The organism is Lacipirellula limnantheis, from assembly GCF_007746075.1.
Classification (GTDB): domain Bacteria; phylum Planctomycetota; class Planctomycetia; order Pirellulales; family Lacipirellulaceae; genus Lacipirellula; species Lacipirellula limnantheis.
Genome location: NZ_CP036339.1, coordinates 6,352,303 through 6,374,550 on the forward strand (window position 1 = coordinate 6,352,303; position 22,248 = coordinate 6,374,550).

The 22,248-nt window shown below is 62.1% G+C and carries 15 protein-coding genes; 9 read left to right on the plus strand and 6 right to left on the minus strand.

Annotation, left to right across the window (positions count from 1 at the left end):
* Nucleotides 1-189: 189 nt before the first annotated feature.
* The 3 genes from def to I41_RS24850 form a co-directional block, all read right to left on the minus strand.
* Nucleotides 190-777: a peptide deformylase gene (gene def, locus I41_RS24840; RefSeq protein ID WP_145435716.1), complete on the minus strand. Its 588-nt coding sequence runs from the start codon at nucleotides 775-777 to the stop codon at nucleotides 190-192.
* Between the two features lie 528 nt (nucleotides 778-1,305).
* Complete coding sequence (locus I41_RS24845; protein ID WP_145435717.1) at nucleotides 1,306-1,680, minus strand: hypothetical protein; 375 nt, start codon at nucleotides 1,678-1,680, stop codon at nucleotides 1,306-1,308.
* Nucleotides 1,681-1,865: 185 nt separating this feature from the next.
* A complete protein-coding gene (locus tag I41_RS24850) occupies nucleotides 1,866-2,249 on the minus strand; it encodes a hypothetical protein (RefSeq protein ID WP_145435718.1) in 384 nt (127 codons plus the stop codon).
* Nucleotides 2,250-2,794: 545 nt separating this feature from the next.
* On the opposite strand from I41_RS24850, the gene I41_RS24855 reads away from it, so the two are divergent.
* Both I41_RS24855 and I41_RS24860 read left to right on the plus strand, forming a co-directional pair.
* Nucleotides 2,795-4,972 (plus strand): DNA topoisomerase VI subunit B, encoded by a 2,178-nt coding sequence (locus I41_RS24855; protein ID WP_246133747.1) that lies wholly within the window; start codon nucleotides 2,795-2,797, stop codon nucleotides 4,970-4,972.
* 119 nt (nucleotides 4,973-5,091) lie between these two features.
* Complete coding sequence (locus I41_RS24860; protein WP_145435719.1) at nucleotides 5,092-6,243, plus strand: DNA topoisomerase IV subunit A; 1,152 nt, start codon at nucleotides 5,092-5,094, stop codon at nucleotides 6,241-6,243.
* A 25-nt stretch (nucleotides 6,244-6,268) separates the two neighbouring features.
* Here I41_RS24860 and I41_RS24865 read toward each other — a convergent pair whose 3' ends face one another.
* Together I41_RS24865 and I41_RS24870 are read right to left on the minus strand one after the other, a co-directional pair.
* Nucleotides 6,269-6,676 carry a diacylglycerol kinase gene (locus I41_RS24865; RefSeq protein ID WP_168207144.1) on the minus strand — a complete coding sequence of 136 codons (408 nt, stop codon included), beginning with the start codon at nucleotides 6,674-6,676 and terminating at the stop codon, nucleotides 6,269-6,271.
* 8 nt (nucleotides 6,677-6,684) lie between these two features.
* Nucleotides 6,685-9,744 carry an LPS-assembly protein LptD gene (locus tag I41_RS24870; protein WP_145435721.1) on the minus strand — a complete coding sequence of 1,020 codons (3,060 nt, stop codon included), beginning with the start codon at nucleotides 9,742-9,744 and terminating at the stop codon, nucleotides 6,685-6,687.
* A gap of 806 nt (nucleotides 9,745-10,550) precedes the next feature.
* On the opposite strand from I41_RS24870, the gene I41_RS24875 reads away from it, so the two are divergent.
* The 7 genes from I41_RS24875 to I41_RS24905 all read left to right on the plus strand — a co-directional run bounded on the left by I41_RS24875 (nucleotide 10,551) and on the right by I41_RS24905 (nucleotide 19,673).
* Nucleotides 10,551-12,800: an efflux RND transporter permease subunit gene (locus I41_RS24875; protein WP_168207145.1), complete on the plus strand. Its 2,250-nt coding sequence runs from the start codon at nucleotides 10,551-10,553 to the stop codon at nucleotides 12,798-12,800.
* A gap of 635 nt (nucleotides 12,801-13,435) precedes the next feature.
* Nucleotides 13,436-14,437, plus strand: a complete 1,002-nt coding sequence (locus I41_RS24880; RefSeq protein WP_145435723.1) for a sigma-54 interaction domain-containing protein — start codon at nucleotides 13,436-13,438, stop codon at nucleotides 14,435-14,437.
* Nucleotides 14,438-14,990: 553 nt separating this feature from the next.
* Nucleotides 14,991-15,380, plus strand: a complete 390-nt coding sequence (locus tag I41_RS24885) for a hypothetical protein (RefSeq protein WP_145435724.1) — start codon at nucleotides 14,991-14,993, stop codon at nucleotides 15,378-15,380.
* A 785-nt stretch (nucleotides 15,381-16,165) separates the two neighbouring features.
* Nucleotides 16,166-16,879, plus strand: a complete 714-nt coding sequence (locus I41_RS24890; RefSeq protein ID WP_168207147.1) for a PEP-CTERM sorting domain-containing protein — start codon at nucleotides 16,166-16,168, stop codon at nucleotides 16,877-16,879.
* Nucleotides 16,880-17,027: 148 nt separating this feature from the next.
* Complete coding sequence (locus I41_RS24895; RefSeq protein ID WP_145435726.1) at nucleotides 17,028-17,888, plus strand: PEP-CTERM sorting domain-containing protein; 861 nt, start codon at nucleotides 17,028-17,030, stop codon at nucleotides 17,886-17,888.
* A gap of 169 nt (nucleotides 17,889-18,057) precedes the next feature.
* The gene (locus tag I41_RS24900; RefSeq protein ID WP_168207148.1) at nucleotides 18,058-18,888 is read left to right on the plus strand and encodes a PEP-CTERM sorting domain-containing protein; all 831 of its coding nucleotides are present in this window, start codon (nucleotides 18,058-18,060) and stop codon (nucleotides 18,886-18,888) included.
* 137 nt (nucleotides 18,889-19,025) lie between these two features.
* On the plus strand, nucleotides 19,026-19,673 hold the full coding sequence (locus I41_RS24905; protein WP_145435728.1) for a DUF642 domain-containing protein: 648 nt from the start codon (nucleotides 19,026-19,028) through the stop codon (nucleotides 19,671-19,673).
* A gap of 155 nt (nucleotides 19,674-19,828) precedes the next feature.
* Here I41_RS24905 and I41_RS24910 read toward each other — a convergent pair whose 3' ends face one another.
* The gene (locus I41_RS24910; RefSeq protein WP_145435729.1) at nucleotides 19,829-22,201 is read right to left on the minus strand and encodes a DUF4159 domain-containing protein; all 2,373 of its coding nucleotides are present in this window, start codon (nucleotides 22,199-22,201) and stop codon (nucleotides 19,829-19,831) included.
* Nucleotides 22,202-22,248 lie beyond the last annotated feature (47 nt).

The window sequence follows — 22,248 nt, forward strand, 5'->3', positions numbered from 1 at the left end:
GATTTTCGCGGATTTGACGAATGCTCGCGGATGAAGAAATGCAAATGCAGGGAGCCCGTCAATCGCCTGAGTTTGATCCGCGTGAATCCGTAGAATCCGTGAAAATCCGCGTCCTATTTTTAGTTCAACGAATCTACGCCGACAGAAGCTAACTCCTGCGGCGGCTCGGCGGGACCCTCGCCCTCCCGGCTAGGTCCGCAGCCGCACCAGTTCGTCGATCCGGGCGGCAATTTGTTCATCGGTGGGCATCTCGCCGACGCCGCGGCGGCTTTCGAAGTCGATTTCGAACTCTTCAAGCTCGCCCGAAATGTCGGCCAGCTGGGTGGGCGTGAGGCGGTCGATGAACAGCCGGCCGTCGAGGTGGTCGGTTTCGTGCTGGACGACGCGGGCGAAGAGGCCCTCGAGCTCGCCGCTGATTTCTTCGCCGGCCAGGTTGTAGGCCTGGACGGTGATCTTCTCCTTGCGAATCACCGGGGCGTAGACGCCCGGGATGCTGAGGCAGCCTTCTTCGCGTTCGTGTTGGCCGGAGCCTTTGAGAATCACCGGGTTAATGAAGACGCATTCAGCCTCTTTTTCGTCGGGATCGCCCTTTGGATTGCAGACGAAGAGGCGATAGGGCAAATCGACCTGATTGGCGGCGAGGCCGATCCCCTCATGTTCGTACATCAGGTCGAACATTTCGGCGACCATCGACTTGAGCTCGGCGTCGACGCGCTTGAGCGGCTTCGAGACGTAACGGAGCGTCGGATGGGGGTAGTGAATGATCTCGAGGCTCAACGTCTTGTCCTATGGCTTAGCGGCGGCGACGCGGGGAAATCAGGTAGTTGGTACCGTCAGTATATGGCGCCGGGGGTGGGGGGCGTAGGGTCAGAGGGATGGGGGCTTGAAGGGGGCGGAGCTTTGCGTGGCGCTGACCTGGTCGCCGAAGCGACCAGTCCGAGGGGGAGCGGGGACGTTTGTGCCGGAGCCTTCGAGGGCGGTGTTGGTTTGGGGGCGTTCCGGGGCTGGCAGCGCGGCGACGGCGTCTGATCGTGTGAGGCTTGTAGCCCCTGGCTCTGCCAGGGGGTAGCCTTCCGTGAGACGACGTCAACCGGGATGGGCGCCGACCCCCGGGCGGAGCCCGGGGCTAGAATTGGGATGATGGTGTCGCCAAATGAAAACAGCCCCGACCGGGGGAGGGTCGAGGCTGCTTCGGGGGATGGCACGCGAGGGGGATCGCGTGCGAAGGCGAGCTTTGTTCGCGGAGCTGGACTGGTCGCTGAAGCGACCAGTCCGAAGCGAGTTGGGGATTCGTCTTCTGTGGGCTTAGGGTTGCGTGGGGTACCACGGGGCCCGGACGTAGTAGACGCCGAATTGGGCGGTGTCGGCCGGGTTGTGGGGGGTGTAGGCCCAGGGGCCGGGCATGCCGGGGCCGGCGTAGTTGCGGGTGAACTGGTGATCAATGCGCGAGACGCGCATGCTCGGGGCGCCCCAACTCCAGTTGGTTTGGAGCTGAGCCGTCGGCGGCACGACCAGCGACGTCGGGACGCCGTAGTCGGTGTAGGCGTATTGCGCATGCCAGTTGTACATCTGGGCGCGGCGGAGGGGTTTGAGGTACGGCATCTCGGCCGTGGCGATCGCTGGCGTCGCTGCCAGGATGGCGGCGATGGCAAGCGCGCAAGCGGCAAGCGGCTTGTTCACGGGACGCTTCCTTGTGTTGGGGGCTATCGGCTGTCAGCTTTCGGCTGACGGCCAGAGGGGGCAATTCGTATTTCAGCCCTCGGCTCGGCCGGGGGGTTGGGCGCCAATTCGGTCGTCATGATCGCGCGTGGCGCTGCCCCCTGGCGGAGCCAGGGGCTGCAAATGGCGCGCGGAGCGAGCGAGGCTTAGTGGCAGCAGAAGACGGGGTCGATGGTGCTGATCCAGTGGTCAAGCCACAAACCGCCCGTGCGATAGCGGACCTTCGACCGCGACCAGCCGGCGCCGGGGGCGTAGGCATAGTTCGACCGCGTGTGCTTGTACATGTACTCGTGCGGCATGAACGGTTGGTAGGTCGTGTAGGTGTGGCCGACATGGGCGGGCACCGGCCGCGGCGAGATGTACATCGCGGTCGTCGTGCCGCTCGGATCAGGACCCTCGTAGAAGTTGTAGAACAAGTCTTGCTTGTTCTGGTAACTGATGACGCGCTTGTAGAGTCCCTCTTCGGCGCGGGCCGTCGAAATGAACGACGCAGCGGCGATGAGCGCGAGCGCGGTGACGCGGATCGACATGAAAGGCTCCTTCGTGTGGAGTACGGGGATTTTTTGTCGTTGGGCGGGTAGTGCGTGGGGGCGGGTTCGGACTGGTCGCTTCAGCGACCGTTCCGGAAGTGCCAGGCGGGCGGGGGCGGGCGATCTACAGCGCTGTGGGCCGGTGATCGAGAAGTCCCCCTCGTGTTCCTGTGTGTCGGATCGTCCGGCCTGTGCCGATGAGTTTTTGTCTGCCAGCCGTACCAGACGCACCGCTTTTGCCGGTGGTAGCACGCAGCGGCGGGTGGGAAACGCCAGTTTCGGCAGCTACAATCGCTGCGACCGGCGCCTTTTAACATGCGGCGAATCGCGGGCTCGCGATTGCCGATAGGGGCGTTGGAGCCCGGTTGCACCAAGGAAATTGGGGGAGGGATCTCCGACCCCCGAAGCGGCGCGGCGAAGACTCGGCGGCTTGTTGTGGGAAGCGGAATCGGCGTCGGCGACGCCTCCCACGGAAGAATTTCATCACGAAGAGACCTCGCGCGTCGACCCCTCTCGGTCGGCCGAATCGAACAGGAGAAGTCGCCTTGGCGACCCGCAAACCGATCAAGAAGCGTTCCGTTCCGGCAACGGCAACGAAGAAGAAGGCCCCTCCCGCGGCGAGCGCCGCGAAGCGGAAAGCCGCGCCGAAGGTTGCCGAAGTCTCGCCCGAGGAATCGCCTGGCGCTGACGAGGCGGCCGCGGAAGACGATAGCGCTGGCGACGAAGCTGCGGCTACCGCCAAGTCGACCGGTCGACGGGCGACGGCGCAGTCGATGGCGTCGAAGCAGCGCGATATCTCGGTGAGCGAGTTCTTTGCGAAGAACCGCCACTTGCTCGGGTTCGACAATCCGCGGAAGGCGCTGCTCACGACGATCAAGGAAGCGGTCGACAACTCGCTCGACGCTTGCGAAGAGGCGGGCATTCTGCCGGAGATTTGGGTTCACATCGAACAGACCTCGACCGACCGGTACAAGATTGGCGTTCAGGACAACGGGCCGGGCATCGTCAAGAAGCAGATTCCGCTGATCTTCGGCAAGCTGCTGTACGGTTCGAAATTCCATCGGCTGCGGCAGAGTCGCGGGCAGCAAGGCATTGGCATCAGCGCGGCCGGCATGTACGGCGTGCAGACGACCGGCAAGCCGGTGAAGATCATCTCGCGCATCTCGCCAAAGAAGCCGGCCCACTACTACGAGATCCAGATCGACACGAAGCGGAACGAACCCAAAATTCTCAACGGCGCCGGCGAAGGGGTCGACATTGCCTACGGCGAGAAGGGGGCGAAGGACATCGAAAAGCATGGCATCGAGTGGGTCGATCAACCGCACGGCACGCGGGTGACGATCGAACTGGAGGCCAAGTACATCCGCGGCCGCGGCAGCGTCGACGAGTATTTGCATCAGACGGCGATCGCAAATCCGCACATCACGCTCCATTATACAGACCCCGAGGGGAACGTTCGCGAGTATCAGCGGGCGGCCGACAAGCTGCCGCCGGAGCCGAAAGAGATTCTGCCGCATCCATACGGGGTAGAACTGGGACGGCTGGCGGCGATGCTGGCCGAAGCGGAAGGAATGTCGATCACCCAGTTCCTGTCGACGAAGTTCTCGCGCGTGTCGCCTGCCGTGGCGAAAAAGATCTGCACGACGGCGAAGGTCTCGCCGCGGGCGATGACGCGCAAGCTGGGACGGCCGGAAGCGGAGGCGTTGTACCATGCGATCCAGGCGACGAAGATCGCCCCGCCGGCGACCGATTGCATCTGCCCGATCGGCGAGGAACTGCTGCTGAAGGGGCTCTATCAGGTGGTGCCGGGCGAGTTCTACGCCGCGGCGACGCGGCCGCCGTCGGTCTATCGCGGCAATCCATTTCAGATTGAGGTGGCGCTCGCCTACGGCGGCGCGGCGGCGACGCAGAACGTCGACAAAGACCTGCTGGAAGACCTGATCGAAGAGACCGATGCGCGGACGATCCGGCAGTTTTTGGTGAGCACCTTCAACGGGCTCGGTACGGATGCGGCCGATCGGATCATGAAGGCCGCTTCGCTCGGCACGCGGCAGGCGCCGAAGCAACTCAAGCCGAAAGAACGGCAACGGTTGCTCGATGCGATGCAGAACGTGAACGTCGCCGAAGGGCAAACGATGGAAGTGATGCGGTACGCCAACCGCGTGCCGTTGCAGTTCCAGCAGGCGGCGTGCGCGATCACGCAGACGATCACCAGCACCAATTGGCGGAGTTACGGCCTGAGCCAATCCCGCGGCGGCATGCCGAAGGGGCCGGTCTACATCATGGTCCACATCGCGAGCGTGTGGGTGCCGTTCACCAGCGAATCGAAAGAAGCGATTGCGAGCTACCCGGAGATTCAGAAAGAGATTCGCCTCGGGCTGCAGGCGGTGGGACGGAAGCTGGGAATGTACGTGCGCAAGCGGATGCGGGTGAAGCAGCAAGGGGACCGGCGCGACATCTTCATGCGGTATCTGAAGGAAGTGGCCTCGGCCGTGAGCGAGGTGAATGGCGTCGATCGCGACGGGCTGTACAACCAGCTGTTGACGGTGGCGAAGCGCGTGACGGCCGACGCTGATATGAAGCTGGACGATCGCGGGCGAAAGATTAAGGAGCCGAGCGAGGAGACCGACTTCGGCGAGAATGTGCTGATCGTCGATCCGAAGACGCATGCGGCGGCGATTAAACGCGGCCCGGCGGCTGTTGCGGTGGCTGAGGGAGAATGATCTCTCGCAGAGGCGCGGAGGCGCAGAGAAAAACGCGGACGGGTCTTTGCGAATTCCTCTGCGCCTCCGCGCCTCTGCGAGAAACTTCTTTGATTGAATTCAAAAGAAAAAGAAAATAGATGGCCAAGAAGAAACTCACCACCGTGGCGAAGGCCCCGAAGGTTAAACTTTCGCCGCGGGATGCGAAGACGGCGGAGCGGCTCACTGGGCTGGCGGATCGCGTCGTTTCCGCTGCGAATAACCGCAAGGATCCGTACGTCGAGATCCCGTCGCGGACGTTGGCGAACGTGCATTACTCGCCGCGAAAGAAGATCATCGAGATGGGCAATGCCACCAATCGGCGGCAGCTGTTCGATCTTTCGCAGGCGAAGGCCTACATGCGGACGATGCTGGTGACCAGCGGCTGTAAGAAGCTGATTGATCAGGGGAAGAGCACGAGCCTTCGGGGACTCTTCTACATGCTCAAGCACACTATCGAAGGGGTGAAAGAGAACACGTTCGACGAGCAGGGCGAGTGCGACACGATCATCGAAGACGTCGAGGTGCTCCTCTCCTCGATCCGCGAAGAGTTGCATTTGTACGCGGAGAATCGCGGGGCAATGGTCGGGGCCATCACGTTCACCGACAAAGGGGATGAAATCAATTGCGCGAAGATGGGCTCGGGAGGGTACGCGATTCCGTCGATCGTCGAGCCCGAAGTGGTCGTGTTCGACAAGGCAAAGTGCAAGGCGAAGTTTATCCTGCACGTCGAAAAGGGTACGGTCTGGCAGCGGTTTAACGAGGACCGCTTTTGGGAGAAGCACAACTGCATTCTGACCCACGGCAGCGGTCAGCCGCCGCGCGGGGTGCGGCGGATGCTGCATCGGCTGCATAATGAGTTGGAACTGCCGCTCTACTGCGTGCTTGATAACGACCCGTGGGGGTACTACATCTACAGCGTCATCAAGCAGGGATCGATCAACCTCGCATTTGAGTCGCAGCGAATGGCGATTCCCGAAGCGAAATATCTCGGACTGCGGAGCATCGACTTCGAGCGATGCCAACTTTCCGACAGCGTGAAAATTTCACTGAATGACACCGACCGGAAGCGGGCGAAGCAGGTGGCGCAGTACCCCTGGTTCGAGAAAAAGCCGAAGTGGCAGACCGAGATTAAGAAGATGCTGTCAAACGACTTCAAGTTGGAAGTCGAGTCGCTGATTTCCAAGGACATCAGCTACGTGACCGAGGAGTACGTGCCGACGCGGCTGCGGGAGCAGGATTGGCTGGATTAAGTTAACGGCCGAGTCACGCCGTGCGTTATCGCGCCAGCTGCGCCACAAAGGGCCAGCCGATCATCAGGACGCCGACAATGCCCGCGCCGATCGAAGTCATCAGCACGGCGCCCGCGGCGATGTCTAACGCGTCGCGGATCTCGGGGTGTTCTTCGCGGGTCACGGCGCGGGCCAGTCGCTCGATCGCCGTGTTGAAGAGTTCGGCGGCCAGGACGACCGTCACGCAGAGAATGTAGATGCACCAGCGTTCGTCGGTCATCGTGACGATGCCGCCGGCCACGCCGGCAATCACGGCGACGAAGAAGTGGACGAAGAAATTAATCTCGCTGCGAAAGGCGATCTTCACGCCGCGCAGCGCGTCGGCGAACTTGCGGCCCCATGAGCGGTCCGCCGGGGGGCGCGCTTCTTCGTCGAGATCGATGTCAGGGGTCATGGCGAGTCTCATTCTAATCCCATCGCTCCCGCCGGCGGAATGTCGATGCCGGTCGTCTTGGTGATGCGCAGATTCGGCAGGAATCGCGGCTCGAGCATGAAGTTGACGCCCACGCTGTTCTTGGAATGGTCGACGTTGAAGCCGACGGTCAGCAGCATCGATTCACCGATGCGGGTGACGCTCATTGTTTCGCCGATGTCGCCGCCAGAGTCGAAATCGTATGCGGCGCTGGCCGTGGTGAGCCACTTTTCGCTGAGCCGGTAGCTGTAGCTGCCCATGACGACATTGCTGGTGATCGGTCCGTTGATTGAGCGGACGCCGAGATAGGCGTTGCCGCGCGTGGGGCGATTGAGCACGACGCCGCCGGAGACTGTTTTCAGGCCATCGCCAAACGTGTCGGCGAAGCCGTCGGAAACGATCGAAAAGCGATCGCCGATGTTCCAGCGCAGGTCGTAGTCGATCAGGCCGACCTCCTGGCCGAAGTTATCGCGATTGGGATCGGGAAAGAGCGTGGCGTTCATGTCGAACGTCAACCAATCGACGATATGCTGATTGCCGGCGGGGCCGCGCTTGGTTTGCAGGCGGTGGCGCATGCCCATGCGAAAGGCCATGAGGTCGTCGACGATTTCGGCCGAGGGCGCCGTGACCCAACCCTGAATGCCGGTGCGGAACAGATAGTTGCGGGGGTCGAACTTTTCGCCAGTGATCGTCGGCGGGAGCGCGCCGCTTTGCAGGCGGCGCAACATTTCGATGATCGACGTGTCGTCGATGAAATCGTACATCGGCAGTTCTTCGTAGTTGGCGTTGGCGTCGGCGTAGGTGAACTCGGCGTCGAAGACCACCTTGTGGGCGAGCCCATTGAGGTTGAACAGCGGATCGCGCACGTCGTCGTAGGTAGCCCACATGGGGAGGCTGGCGCGGACGCCGGTGTTGACGTACGCCCGATCGAGCGGCTCGCCATCAAGCGCCTCGCCCCAGCGCGCGAGTTCGCCGAGAGCGAATGGCACAACCTTGACGGCGCCGAGTTGGAACGGCGCGTCGATTTCTTGCCGGGTGACGAGCTTCTCGCCGCCGACGTTGGCTTCCCAGGGGAGCTGGACCCATTGGGACTGCAGCGTCGGTTCGGTCGGCACCGTCCCCACGTTGTACTTCGAATAGGAGGCCTGGGAATGCTCGAACCAGGTAAGCCGATCGTCGAGCAACGACTCGCCGAGCCAAAAGTGATCGCCCCGCGGCAGCGATTCGGTCTCGCTCCAAAAATTGTTGACCTGCGCATTCGCCTCGAGCATCAACTCGCGATTGTTGTTGAATCGCCGCGCTCGGAGGCCGGTCCGAGGACTGCGAAGCTCGTCCCATTCGCGCTCGTAGTATTGATTGAGGAAAGTCGTATCGCTCACCCAACCCGACTCCGCGGTGATTTCCCACCCGCTTTCGAGCCGCTGTCGATGTTGACCTAGGAGTCGGAAACGGTAGTCCTTTTCCGGCGTGATGTCGCGGCGGCCGAGGCCGAGGTTGTCGTGGCCATGGTCCTGGATCGCCCAAAAGTCGAGGAGGCCGGTCGAGGGGCCGACGAACCCGAAGATTTCGTTGCGATCCCATTGGTAGTTGGTGCCGTAACCAAAGCCGCGCTTGCTGAGATAGTCGGTGCTGAGATTCCACGAGGTTCCCTGCGGCGCGTTTTTCACGCCGAGCAGTTCGTAGAGGTCCCAGTCGATCATCGCCTGCGTGCCAAAGACGTTGTCGTTGCCGACGCGGATGCGATCGATGATAAAGGAAGGATCTTGCAGGTTGGTGGCGAACCTCGGCCAATAGAACACCGGCACGCCGCGCAGGTGGATGACGTTCGACTCGGCGGTGGCCAGCTGCTGGTGCGCCACGGCCATGCTGCCGTCGGGCCCGGCGATGGGAATGCCGGTGATCGGATCGACGCCGGGCTGCTGCACATCGGTAAAGCTGATTTGCTCGGAGGAAAGATCGTACGCTGGCTCTTCGAGACGACTGGTCGTTACCAAGGCATTCGTGGCGGAGAAGTGGGACTCGTCGAGTTGCCTGATGGCGTCGGCCTTGAGCCGAACGAGACCGGGGTATTGGAAGTCGCCCATCTGCGGCAATGGGGTGAGGAGTTCGGCATTGAGGATGACGCCGATTTGTCGGCGGACGTCGTAGAACATCCGGTCGGCATAGATGATGCGGTCGCCCTGGCGGAACTCGATATTCCCCTCCATGTAGATTTCGAGCGGTGCGTCCTTCGACTGCACGCCGCCGGCGACCCCCATGCCGGGTGCGCTCCAGACGACGGCGCGGTCGGTGGAGATATCGATTTGCCCAAGTGGACCGAAGGCCGCCGGCAGACCGGCGACGGAGAGGCCGTCGATCACGACGCGAATGCCGCCGTTGGCGATGGCGATGCCCTGATTCCGGTCGAGCGTGATGTTCGGGTCGGCGTCGCTGCGGCCGAAAATTTCGTACTTCACCATGCCGGGCGGCAGGGCTTGGACGCCGTTCTCAACGACGTTGGGGACGAACTCGGTGTATTGGGCCAGCATCAGCTGCCGGCGGCGCTCGGGATTGAACTGCGCGAGGCCCCGTTCGTAGATCGCGGGACGAGCTTCGGTCGTGCCCAGGGCCGGGGGGACGTTCCAACGCAGCGCCGCGGAGGTCTCCATCCGCTGGAACCAGTTGGGGCTGCGCTGCTGGCCGAGCAAGCCGTCTTCGTTGGCCTTCACGTCGGTGCGGCGGAAGTCGACGGCGACGTGGCCCCCCTGCTCTGATTCGAAATAGGCGATGACCTTGGTCGGGCCATTTTGGGCATTGCGGGCATCGATCCAGAGCACGGCCTCGGCGCCGCGGGCATAGGTGAGGCCCTGGTTCAGATAACAATTGCCGCGCAGGTGCCAGACGTCGTAGACCCCTTCCTGCCAACGCGTGCAGGCGTCGGCGGCGATGGTGATCGGTTCATGCGAGTTCGCGGTCGCGACTTGAATGTCGTCGGCGTGCGCTTGGCTAACTTTTCCGTGGAACGGAAGGAGCGTCGCCGCCATGAACAGCAGCGCGACGGCTTGGCCCACAAAATCATGTGGTGGGAGGCGTCTCCGACGCCGATGTCGCTCACCACCACAAGGCGTCGTAGTTCCGCCGCGTCGCTTCGGGGTGGGAGACCCCTCCCACAGATTTTTTAGGCAAAGCCGCAACGCGAGTAACGACTGCCGCGAGACGCGCGCACGCCGAGCGCCGTTCGCGCGAGGCGAACTTCCGCAGCGGGTTGCGTGCTGCGCGATGCTCAGCGTGACGCCCTCCATGGCGACAACGACGTGACGAGGATGAAACGGACGCTCTCCGCGCGCAACTCCGGCGAGCTGCGTGACGTGCAGCGCGAAGTCGCCGAGCGCTCAACCAGAGCGTGGTCAACGGCTTGCGCGCAGCGGGGCCTGCAGAGAGGGGGCGGAGTATAGGAACCCCTGCCGCGCGGGGCAAGCCGCCTTCGCCGGGTTTACATCGCTCACAACATGTTTCGTGATAACGGCTTGCGACACCGCCGCTGACGTTGCTAGCTTGGCGACAAGATGCTGAAGCGCCGAGTGCCGCTCAAGCAGCGTCATGTCACGGACGCCAGCAGTCGGTTGCACTTCCTTGTTGCGAGCGCTTGAGAGCTGCATACTGCGAGCCCCGTGGGCACGATGTAGTGCAAAGGACGGCCGCGATTGTGCCTCACCAACTTGGGACTTCTCCCTCATCGGGGGAGGGATCAGACGGGGTGATTTTTTGAAGCGTCTGGGGCTAGGGACTGCATGATTTGAAGGCCTTTGGCAGCCACCGCAGCGATGTGGAACTTGAGCGGATCGATTGATTGAGTTTCTACGGAATGGACGTTTGCATGATGGGTCTCCCTTATCGCCGGTGGATCAAGCGGATGATCCGCTATCGATATTGGATGCTCGGTTTCGCCGCCGTGCTCTGGGTCGCCGCCGCGTTTACCGGCCGCGGGCTGCGGCTCGACCGATCGATTGAGAGCATGTTCGCTCCCCGCGATCCGATCCTCGTGCCTTACCACCGCATGCAGCGGACGTTCGGCGAGTACGAAGTCGTTCTCGCGATGTACGCCGACGACAAACTGGCGACCGACGCCGGAGTCGCGCGGGTGAAGGAGGTTCAAGAGCGACTAAAGAAACTGCCAGGAGTGGCGGCGACGGTCTCTCTGCATGATCTTCCCGGCGGGACGAAGTTCGACGGTCCCGGATTAGGAACCAACTACCGCGAAGTCTTCGCTGGCTTCACTCACAACAAGGACCTCACTGCGGCGGGCGTAATCTGCTTGATTGAGCGCCCCGGCGAGGGAAAGTCGACGCGTCGGGCGACGCTGCGCGGCATGCGCTCGATTGTGGCCGACTTGCCGCGCGGCGCGTTGGTCGGCGAACCAGTGCTGATTGAAGAAGCCTTTGACATGCTGGAGGAGGATGGCCGGCGACTGAACACCTGGTGCACGCTGCTGGTGATGTTGACGATTCTCATTTGCTTTCGCAGCCCCATCTGGTTGCTGCTGCCGGTGGCCGTGGTGCAACTGACGCTGGCGTTGACCGACGCGGCGCTGGTGCTGAGCGGGCTGGAACTGAGCATGGTGAGCTCGATGCTGGGAGCGATCGTCACCGTGGTGGGCGTCGCTTCCGTGGTGCATATTCTGGTGCACTACCTCGACGAACGCCGTGACGGGCACGGACGGCGACGGGCGCTGTTCAACACGATCGAGGAGCTCGCGGCGCCGGTGACGGTGGCCATTCTGACCGACGCGGCCGGCTTCGCGGCCCTGATGGTCTCGAAAGTGGGACCGGTCCATGACTTTGGGCTGATGATGGCGATCGGCAGCCTGTTGGTATTGCCGTCGTGCATCCTGCTGACGCCTGGAATGGTCTGGCTGAGCGACTTTCGCCAGAAGCCGCAGGCGCCGAGCGATGACTTAGCTCTGGGGCGCTGGTTGAATTGGTTGCTCGCGTGGTCGTCGACGCATGTGCGTTTGCTCGCGGGCGCAGCTGCGTTGGTGGTCGCAATTTCGGCGTGGGGTTCGACCCGCTTGAAGCACGAAACCGACTTCACGAAAAACTTTCGCGCCGACAGCGAGATCAATCGGGCGTACAGCTTCGTCGAGACCGAATTTGGCGGCGCGGGCGTATGGGATTTGATGATTCCGGTGACAAAAGAGGGCGCCAAACGCACGTCGCAACCGCCGGCGCTCGCCGGACGCCACTACGTGGAGTTCCTGAAGCTGCAGCGGCAGATCAAGGAGCAATCGCCGGAATTGACCAAAGCCATCTCGTTGGGCGACACGTTGGCCGCGGGCATCGGGGGCGAAAGCGTGTTGGGCGCCGCCAGCGGCCGCATGCTGACGCTGCCGATGAACATGATGCGTTCCCAGGAGGCGATGCGGCTGTTCGTCGATACGCTCTATCAGGCCGACCCGGAAGATGGCCGGTGGTGGCTTCACGTCTTGCTGCGAGCGCCAGAGCAGTTAGGAGCCGACGAGAAAGCGTTGATGATCGAACAGGTTCAGTCGACAGCGCAGGAACGATTTCCAGACGCCGAGGTGACGGGATACTACGTCCTGTTGACGCGGCTGATTGAAAGCGTGCTGGCCGACCAATGGAAGGCGTTCATCGTGGCGACGATCGTCGTGCTGGGCATGATGATCGCGGCGATTCGCGATTTGAAGCTGACGGCCGTCACGATGTTCCCCAATATTTTTCCGTCGCTGATCTTGTTCGGCGTGATGGGACTACTCGGCGTGAAGGTGAATATGGGCGCCGCGATGATTGCCGCGGTATCGATTGGCTTGTCGGTCGACAGCTCGATCCACTACACGATGTTCTATCAACGGCTGCGCCGCGAGGGCTTGCCGTGCGATGTGGCGCTGGCGAAGTCGCAGAATTCCGTTGGGCGGGCAGCGGTGTATTCGACGCTGGCGTTGACCGTAGGGTTTGCCACGCTGTGCGTGAGCGACTTTGTACCGACGATCTATTTCGGGGTGTTGGTGAGCCTGTCGATGATCGGCGGCTTGATTGGCAATTTGCTGGTGCTGCCGGTGCTGATTCGGCTGGTCGACGGACGGTCGGCTGGGGCGGTGATTGCTTCCTGAGGTTAACCCCCCAGGAGCTTTGCGTGACTGGCGCCACGAGATCCCCCTCGCCTGATTTGCGGCGCCGCAACGAACAGTTTGAATTGCCGCTCAAACTCGCTCTCCGCGGCGAATGTCCCGGGCACTTCTCGCCCCCTCGGACAGCGTGGATGGAAGACGGAACTAGAATCTGACATTTTGCCAATCGCTCCAAGTGCTGGCGGCTTAGCACGTTGGCGAAATCGAGCAGTCCTTAAATATGAAATGCGCAAGTCGAGAGCTTGATTGCGTCCGCAGCTTGATTAATTTGGTAAATCGACGGGTGTGGTCGTCCACACGCCGTTTCTCACAAAAACAGTGAATCGGGTCGACAAGGAGAGGGCGGCGAAGGCGCCAACCTTCGTATTCGCGGCGGCGGCGAACGACTCGTCCGAGGGTGTAAGTTGCTTCAGGAGAGCCACTTACGTTCTTTGACGGACGTCTATCCGGCCTAGCGAATGGGCTCTTGTGGTCCGGTGTATGGGTGGCCAAGCGTTGGGTCCTCGGCACTGCCGAAGCTGCTTTCGTGAGTGGGAACGCCAGCCTAGAGCATCCATTGCTCGTTTGTTCGGAACGGCGAACGAGCAAGGCCCACCTCAGAAGAGACGCCACGCCTAATGAACGGGACGCCTTCGGGGAGCGCTACGTTGCGCGCTCCCTCCGCTCGGCGCTCGTTTGCGCGCCCCATCTCGTTAGTCGGCCGCTCGGCCGCAATGATTTCGATCAAGTCTATCGCGTCAACCGTCGCGCCGCGGCAATGCACGGTGATGATCTTGGGGGAGACGGGCGCGGGGAAAGAAATGGTCGCCCGGTATATTCATGCCGAGTCGGACCGGCGCGATGCGCCGTTGATTCCGGTCGACTGCTCCGCCCTTTCGGACACGCTGTTCGAGAGCCAGATGTTCGGCCACGTCCAAGGGGCGTTCACGGGGGCCGTGCGCGAGTCGCTCGGTTTTGTGCGGGCCGCCGATGGCGGGACTCTCTTTCTCGATGAAGTCGGCGAGTTGTCGTTGCCGCTGCAGGCGAAGCTGCTTCGCGTCATTCAAGAGCGGTGCGTGACGCCGGTCGGCGATACGCGGGCGCACGAGGTTGACATACGGTTCATTGCGGCGACGCACCGCGATCTGGCCAAAATGGTGCGTGAGGGAACGTTCAGGGAGGATCTCTTCTTCCGGCTGAATGTCGTCGTCACGACGCTGCCGCCGCTGCGCGAGCGGGCAGAGGATATCTTGCCGCTGGCAAATCACTTTCTGCAAAAGCAGGCGGATCTTTACGATGAACCGGCTCGGCGTCTGTCGGACGCTGCGGCCGCAGCGCTGGTGCGCTACTCGTGGCCGGGCAACGTGCGCGAGCTAGCCAACGCGATGGAATCGGCCCATGTGCTTGCGCAAGGCGACGTCATCGAACTTGCCGACCTGCCCATGCAGCTGCAGTCGGCGCGACCGACGCCCGCGGGAACTCCGGAATTGTGTTTGAGCGAGCTTGAGAGGCGAACCATCGCCGAGGCGCTGCGGCGGACCGACTACTGCAAGGCGAAGGCAAGCCGCATGCTGGGAATCAACATCCAGCGATTGAACCGTCGGATCGAGCGGCTGAATATTTCGACTCGGCACAGTTAGCTCCTCGCCTCTCCGTGGTAAGGCCGGGGGTCGCCCGCGGAGCTGCCGAGCTTTCTTCAAGCGTTCTTGCGTCGTCCGGACCGTGCGCTGGTTCGGCGATGGCCGCACGCGCGGACGATCGGTTCGCGCGGCCTTCACTCTCTTCGGTCGTCCTTCGCCAAAGTCTTTCGGCGGCGCATATGCCTTCTTGGATCATCGGTCGCGGCCGACATAGTCGATTGCAAGGTCATTTTAACTTGTGCCGTTCGAAACGACCTGATTTGTCGTAACCTCTGCGGCGCTCGGACCATGCGAGCTCGAACACTCAGCAAGCGTGGTTAAAACGACCTGTTCGTCTTGTGACGACGACGTTCTCGATCGCGGCTTACTTCCTGAAAAAGCCTTCCTTTCTCGGCGTTTATTGCACCTGCGGCCTTGAACCGCATGATTGGCACGCGCTTTGCTTTTAGGAAACGCATTGAAATGAGGCAACTTGACTCCTGTTTTACGTCCGAGTTTGTTTTGCATGGTCACTTTCGTCCAACCCACGCTCCTAGCCGTCGGAATCGAAAGCTTGCCGAAATCATCGTCCGCAATCGACGTCTATGCGGCGTCGACGGTTCGCGAAGTCATGTCGACGATGCGACTGATCGGATTCGATCTGGTGGTCGTGGGACTAGACGACCCGCACTCGGACGTGTGGGAAGTCATGCACCGGGTGTTGACGGCATGGCCGCAACAGCGGTGGATGCTGGCGTCGAGCCAGGTGACGCAGGAGGAAGAGATTCTGGCCCGTTCGCTCGGCGCCGTTGTAGTGCTGGATACCGTGCCTGATGAGCAGTGGTTAGCAGCATTTTCGTCGTCGCTGCGGCGGCGCGACCCCGTTGGTGGATTTTCCCCGTTGGCTTCGTCTTGTGGTTCGCGCGTTGATCTCCAAGCCGATTGGCGAACCGTCGAAGCGTAGGTTTCCGTTTCACCCTGTCCCGTTCCGAGTGCACTCTACTGCCGAACCGTCTATCTGAAAGGAGACGCCTATCCACGACGCGCTGGTTGCTGCGGGAGCGACGACGACACACCGTCTGCTTCCGCGAGGCAGGCCCTGATTCGTGTTCCGACCCAATCGCGCGAACAGGGGCCCGATCCGAGAGTAGAACGTTCGTTGATCGCCCTGTCTTTTCAGAGAGAAGCCCAAAGAGCTCCTGCCGGTCCTTTTATCTGGAGGATAGACGCTCGTCCGAAGCATCGCACCACGACGCGAATTCTCTGCAAGGGACATTGATCGGATGACATTGCTGCTTGCTCCCTTGTTCACGGAGCGTCATCTGTCGAATGTTCGACCCTAACCGTGCCTGCTGCGGCGCCGTCTCCTCAGGGCGCCGCAGCAGGGGTCACGGATGGCGGCGATCAAGGCGATTTGGTTGCCGCGTCGAATCGTTGCGCCGCAAGTTCTGCACGCAGGCATTGCGGCGCAACGAATCGTCAATTTCATTCCGAACCGTTATTTCAAGGAGATATCGCCCGACGTCCATGTGCTCATTGTAAGGGACCGCTTGAGACGACTAGGCGGACAACTTCAGCGAACCTTTATGAGCTAGAAACTGAGATCACAACGAGGCAAGAAAGATCGCCGCGTTTGTTTGAGATGATCGCCCCTTCCTGTTTCGCACCATGCATTGCGGAAGGACTCGAACAAACAAACGCACCGTTAAGACTACCGTCCACATCGTCATACGATTCAGGAGACTGCTAATGTCCGTATCTAAGATTTACGCCGCTTTGGGGGCCTTTGGCGTCGCGGCAAGTTTGCTGGCCGGAACCGCGACAGCGGCGCCGGTGAGCATCGACGGCACGCTCGGCGCCGAATGGACCGGAGCGACCGTGAAGAGCGTCTTGTTCAACGCGGCCGCCCCCATGAGCAACTTCGGGGCGCCGACCAACGAGAATCACGTCACCGCGTACGACGTCTACACTCGCGGCGACAGCGATTATTTTTACGTCGGCCTCACGACGACGAGCCCTGCCTACGCCGGCGGGCTCGACTTCGCTAACCTCTACTTCAGCACCACGCTCTCTGGTTCGAACGTTGGATTCGAAGTGCTGAATCAGAATGCGTTCGTCCCAGGCGTGCCGGGGAGCTACCCGTACACGCCCGGTTCGGCCGACATTCACTATGCGTTGACGCCAGGCTCGCTGGGAACGCCCGCGGTGATTGAGTTCGCCGCTCCTTGGGAAGTCTTCACGTCCAATTCGTTGGGCCTGTCGCCCGCTCCGACCGTGCCGGCGACCGCCGTCCAACTGCGACTGAGCCAATCATTCGGGTACAGCGTGGCTGGCGGCGCGACCTACGGCGCAGATCGTTTGGGCCAGGTCAATCTGCCGGTGCCCGAGCCGGCCACGATGGCCTTGGCCGGGCTGGGCATGCTGGCGACCTGGGGTCTAAACCGCACGCGTCGGTCCAGCTAACGCAACGTTCGAGGCGGCTCTCGCTCGTTGCCGCTCCGCAACGAGCGAGTGCCCGCCTGATCGAGATCTGAGACATCTTCCTACTGTTTTTGACGCACCACCGATCAGTTCAGGACTGATCGCACACGCCTAGGCGGAGATTGCGCTAATGTCTATCGTTCGATTCAAACTTACGGCTGCCCTGTTGGGCCTTACCTGCGCCTGGCTGGCGAACCGCGGCGACGCGGCCACGACCGTCACGCAGATTCTTCCGCAAACCGGTTCGCCCGTCGTCGGGCCTTGGTACGAGAGCGACGTTCAAGGAGGCGGCACGATCGGCATCGTCGACCTCACGGGCGTCGGCGGCAACCTCGAAACGGCTCAGCCGCTGCCGACCGGCGCCGGCAAGATCACGACGCCGAACGACAACAGCGCTCGCGGTCAGGCCTACACCTACAACGACTTCGGCGACGCGGCAGCGTTCTTGAACAACGTCACCCTGGGCTACAACTATTACAAGTCGACGAACCCGCTGAACGTCTCGGCCGCCCCGGCGCTAAAGCTGCAGATTTTCGCCGCCAATGGCACGGGCGATAACTTTGGCACCCTGATCTACGAGCCATACTGGCAAGGCGCTGCACCGACGCCCGATGCGTGGCAGAACGCGTCGATCGCCGCAACTGACGGCAGCGGCGGCGACGCCAGCGGAGGTTGGTGGTGGAACGGCGGCTTCGAGGTCGCCTCGGGCGCCGGCGGTCCCCCGCTTCGCTCGCTGACCGAATGGGCGAGCACGTTCCAGCTGAGCGACCCGACGGACTTTTCCAACGCTCGCGTTACGGCGATCGGCATCGGCGAGGGGACGTTCAACCCGGGTGAAGTCAGCTACTTCGACAACATCTCGTACGCCGTCATCGGCGGGCCGAGTCAGACGTGGGACTTCCAGGCGATTCCCGAGCCGGCCAGCCTGGGCATGGCTGGAATCGCGGCTGTCGCAGGCCTGGCCGTTCGCCGCCGCCTTCGCCAAGCCTGATCGAGTGCCCGTCGACGCACCCTCCCCGCCTGCCGCGTGCAGGCGGGGAGGACGATCGAAATGGTTCTTTCGCTAACGCTCAACGAACAACGATTCAGTTCGTCACATTTTATCGCGACTCGCCTCGCGCACCACGACTCGCGAGCCGCCCTTTCTCAGGAGAATGCTAATGTCCGCACGTAAGATTCAACTGACCTGTCTGATGGCCCTGGCGGCCATCGTCGTCAGCTCGGCCACGGCGCAAGCTGCGTTCGACGACTTCATCATCCGCAATAGCGGCGGCGGCAATCCGCCGGTCATTCAGCCCAATGGGATCGTACCCGGCGCCTTGGAGTTCATCATCGCTGAAGGCGGCCAGAAGGCTGGCTGGGGCACCGATGACATCAGCGGCTACCAGATCGGCCAGATCACGAACGTTGGCATCACCCGTTACGACGATACGGCTCGCTTTACCGCCGGCTCGGGTCCGGCCGTGGCGCCTTACTTCAACATCTGGGTGACTGACGGGATGGGCAAGTACGCCGTGCTGGCCAATGAACCGTCGAACCCGTCGTTCCAGCCCCTCTTCGTGGACAACGGCGACGGCAGCAAGAGCTACAGCCTGAGCTTCGCCGACATTGCGAGCGAGCCGGTGAAGGTTTACGAAACGCCCAATGGCGGGGGCAACTCGACGACGACGTGGGTTCACGACATGTTCGGCAACGTGCCGCTGACGTTCGGCGACGTCGCCAGCCTCGTGATTCAAGCCCCCAGCGCCGCCTACATTGCCAATCCGGTGAACGCGGTCGGCTCGGGAGCCCCGGACGAGATCGTGACCAACGCCGCTCTGGGCTTCAATTGGATCTTCGGCGACACGCTGTCCAACTATCAATCGGGCATGCCAGGGTATGTCGTCGGCAACCCGATCGCTCAGGCGATTCCGGAACCGGCGACGCTCGCGTTGGCCGGTTGTGCCGCCCTGGGGTTATTCGTGGTGCGACATCGGCGACTGAGTGTGTAGTCGTCCGGCGGGCCTTCTCCTGGCTCACTGCCTCCCGTCGCGGCTGATCACCGGGGCGGGAGGCGGAGACGCCGGAACTTTCACCACGCTTCTCACGCATCCTCAATCAAAACACCTCTTTCAAGGACACTCGACTCATGAACCGCACGCTCCCTCTGCTGGTCGCCGCCTTGCTGACCATCGTCGGCAACGCCGCCCAAGCGAACGTGATTTCTAACGGCAGCTTCGAGACCCCCGATACCTCCACGATCATCGTCGTCGGAGCCGGTGATCCGACAATCACCAACTGGACGGTGGGCCTCATCGGCGTCGATCTTGTAGACGCCGCTGGCAACGGCTTTTTGAGCGGCGCCGCCGCTGATGGCGAGCAGTATCTCGATCTCGACGGTTCGCCAGGCCCGGGTTCGATCAGCCAGACGTTCGCGACAACCCCCGCGACGCAGTACACGCTAACCTTTGACTACGCGAACAACTACACGACGCCTGGAACCGCTCAGGCCTTGGTGCAGGTCGCCGACGGCGCTACCACCTACCTGTCGAACGTCATCTCCCACAACACCTCGGTGGCAGGCAACCTCGACTGGACGAGCTATCCCGCGTTCACCTTCACCGCGCAACAAGCAACGACGACGCTGTCGTTCATGTCGATGAGCGGGGGCGTCTTCGGCGGGATCCTGCTCGATAAGATCGAAATCAACGCGGTCCCTGAACCAGCCTCGATCGGGCTGATCGGGCTGGCCGCGACTAGCTTCTTCGTGGTGCGACGTCGGCGACTGAGTGTGTAGTCGACCGATGCAGCTTCTGCTGGACTGCCCGTCCTTCGTTCGGCTTGCCGGATGGGGGGCGGGCAGCTTTTTGCTTGGTCCGTGATGAGTGGCCAGTGAAAAGATTGTCGGCTTATTCAAGTCGACCAGTAAGGAAGGGTTGCTTTCTTAGTGCGCTACTTTGCCGTGGTTGGCGCTCCCGCGTCGGGGCTCAGCGAGTAGAGCAGGACGTTCAGCGCGATGCGGGCGGCGTCTTCGCGGGTGTAGCCGCGGCATTGGAGGGCTTCGTGCTGCTCCAACGCACAACTGATGTCGTACGGCGAGAAGATGACGACGAGCCGGCCGTCAATTTCGATGCCCTCCAATTCCGGGGGGACTTTCTGGACTCGTGAGCGGAGCGGTTGGCCGGCCTGCGCGGCGGCCGGCTCGCGGCGACTGACTTGCTGGATGTTGAATCCCCCGGCGGCGTCAGTAAAGAGGGGGTTGTCGATCGGAATGCGGGCGAGTTGATGGTCGGGCAGGACCAACTGGATTTCGCGCCGGAACGCATCGATGAACTCCTTGCTGGCGCAGATCGAATCGGCGAACAGCAAGCCGCCGTGCTCCAGGAACTCGCGGAGCGATTTGCGTTCTTCCGGCGTGAAGCGGAAGTCGTGCCGCCCGTGCATGAACGCGAGATGGAATCGAGGCAACGCGGGATCACTGGCGCGGATCTCGAACGGCTGACCGCTGACGGAAAGCTTCAGTTCCCCTTGCGATGCGGTGCGCAGGAGGTTGGCAAGCGCCCCTGGCGCATCGTTGCAGCCGCCGCCGTGCAGGAGCTTCGCAATGCGGATGACGCCGCGATCGGCGCCGTCGGCAAGGTCAGGGATATCGCTGGCGACGAATGATTCTTCTTTGGACTTCGGCTCGCGGTTGGTCGCGTAGGCCAGCACGTTCAGACCGATCGTGTTGGCGTCTTCCATGCGGAGTTTCGCCTGTTCGGGCAGGCCCTGAGTTCGGCCATGGCCGTAGAGTTCCCAGTAGCAGGAGAGATCGACCTCCGAAAAAACGACGCAGGTGCGGCAACCATATTCAATCGTCCAGAGTCGGCCGACATATGGAGAGTCGGGTCGCACCAGGCGGTCGATGCGCCAAATCGGGTGTTCGGGACCAGCGAGGCGGAGTTTGTATTCTCCCTCGGGGAAAATCTTGTCGAGGAACGCCTTCATCCCGTCCTTGAATCCGCTGCCATCGACGCAGCAGGCTTCGGCGAAGACGAATCCGCCGCGGTCGATGTAGTCGCGGAACTTCTCTTCAAGCCCGCCAAGTTCCGGGGACTGACTACCGCTGACAAAGAGGACCGGGGCTTGCAGGAGGTCTTCAACAGTTGCCGCTTGCGGGTCGATGATCTGCCAGGTGAGATTGAGTCCCCACTCACGCTCGACGAATGCGGTGAGATTCGCGACGGCGCAGGGATGGCGATTCCAGTCTTCGCCCGGCCCGTGCTTGACCTCGGCCATCAAGACTGGGCGACGGCCTTTGGAGAGAAACAGCAGCGCAAGCGACGTGGTGACGTGCGGATTGTCTTCAGAGTGTCCTTCGCCAATCCATTCGTGGCTGAAGGCGTCCTGCCGGCTGATAAGGTACTCGGCGCCGGCGCGGTACCAGTCGTGATCGCCGATGAAGCGGCGAGCGGAAAGCCGGCCGACTCGTTCCAACCCGTACAAGTAATAAAAGTGCCACTGGGTGGCGGCGCCGGGCTGACCTGGGTTGCGACGCACCGAGAAGTTGCGGCCGAGCCAGACCAGGGCTCGCTCGAGGACGTCGTTTTTATCGGGCGGCAAACAGCACTGGACGCCGTTACCGGTCGCCTCGGCGGCCGCCGCGGCGACCTTGCCGGAGCAGATGATCCAGGCGCCGATGCCGGCGCAGGTCATGCTGCCGGAGCCGGGCATGTTTTCGGGCTGGTAGCCCCACGAGCCGTCGGGGTTTTGGCAGTCTTTCCAGTATTCGGCGGCGAGTTGCCAGACCTCGGGATCGACCTTGGCGCCGACGCGTTCCGCCTCGTGCAGCGCCAGCACGGCGAATTGCGAGTTGCTATTGTCGCCGCCAACCCCTTCGCCCAGCGGGTACGACCAGCTTCCTTTTCTGGGGCCTTGGGTAATCTGAACCCGGGAGAGCCATTGTGCGTTCTTCTGAATAAGGGCGAGGTCGCGCACAGGCTCGCCTTCGCAGAGAGCCATCGTCTGCAGGGCGACCGTGTAGGTCTTTTCCGGTTGGAGCGTGCGGAGGAAGGCGAGTGATTTCTGGATCTTGGGGTGGTTCGGCTCGACGCCGGCGTTGAGCAGCGCCAGCGTGCAAAGCGCGGTGACGCCCCCCGGATATTCGGTCATATCGTCCCAAGTGCCGCGACCCGACTGTTCATTGAGTAAGTAGTCGACGCCTTGGCGAATCGACGTGCGGACTTGTTCGGCAGTGAGCGAAGGCTCTTGGGCCGCTAAGCGGCGAATTGGGCCGGCAGCGACGCTGGCGACCAAAAGGAGCAGAACAAGCTGTCGACGGCGCATCGGAGGTTCCTTCCGTAGGTCAGGCGTTGCCGGCAGCACGCGAAGAA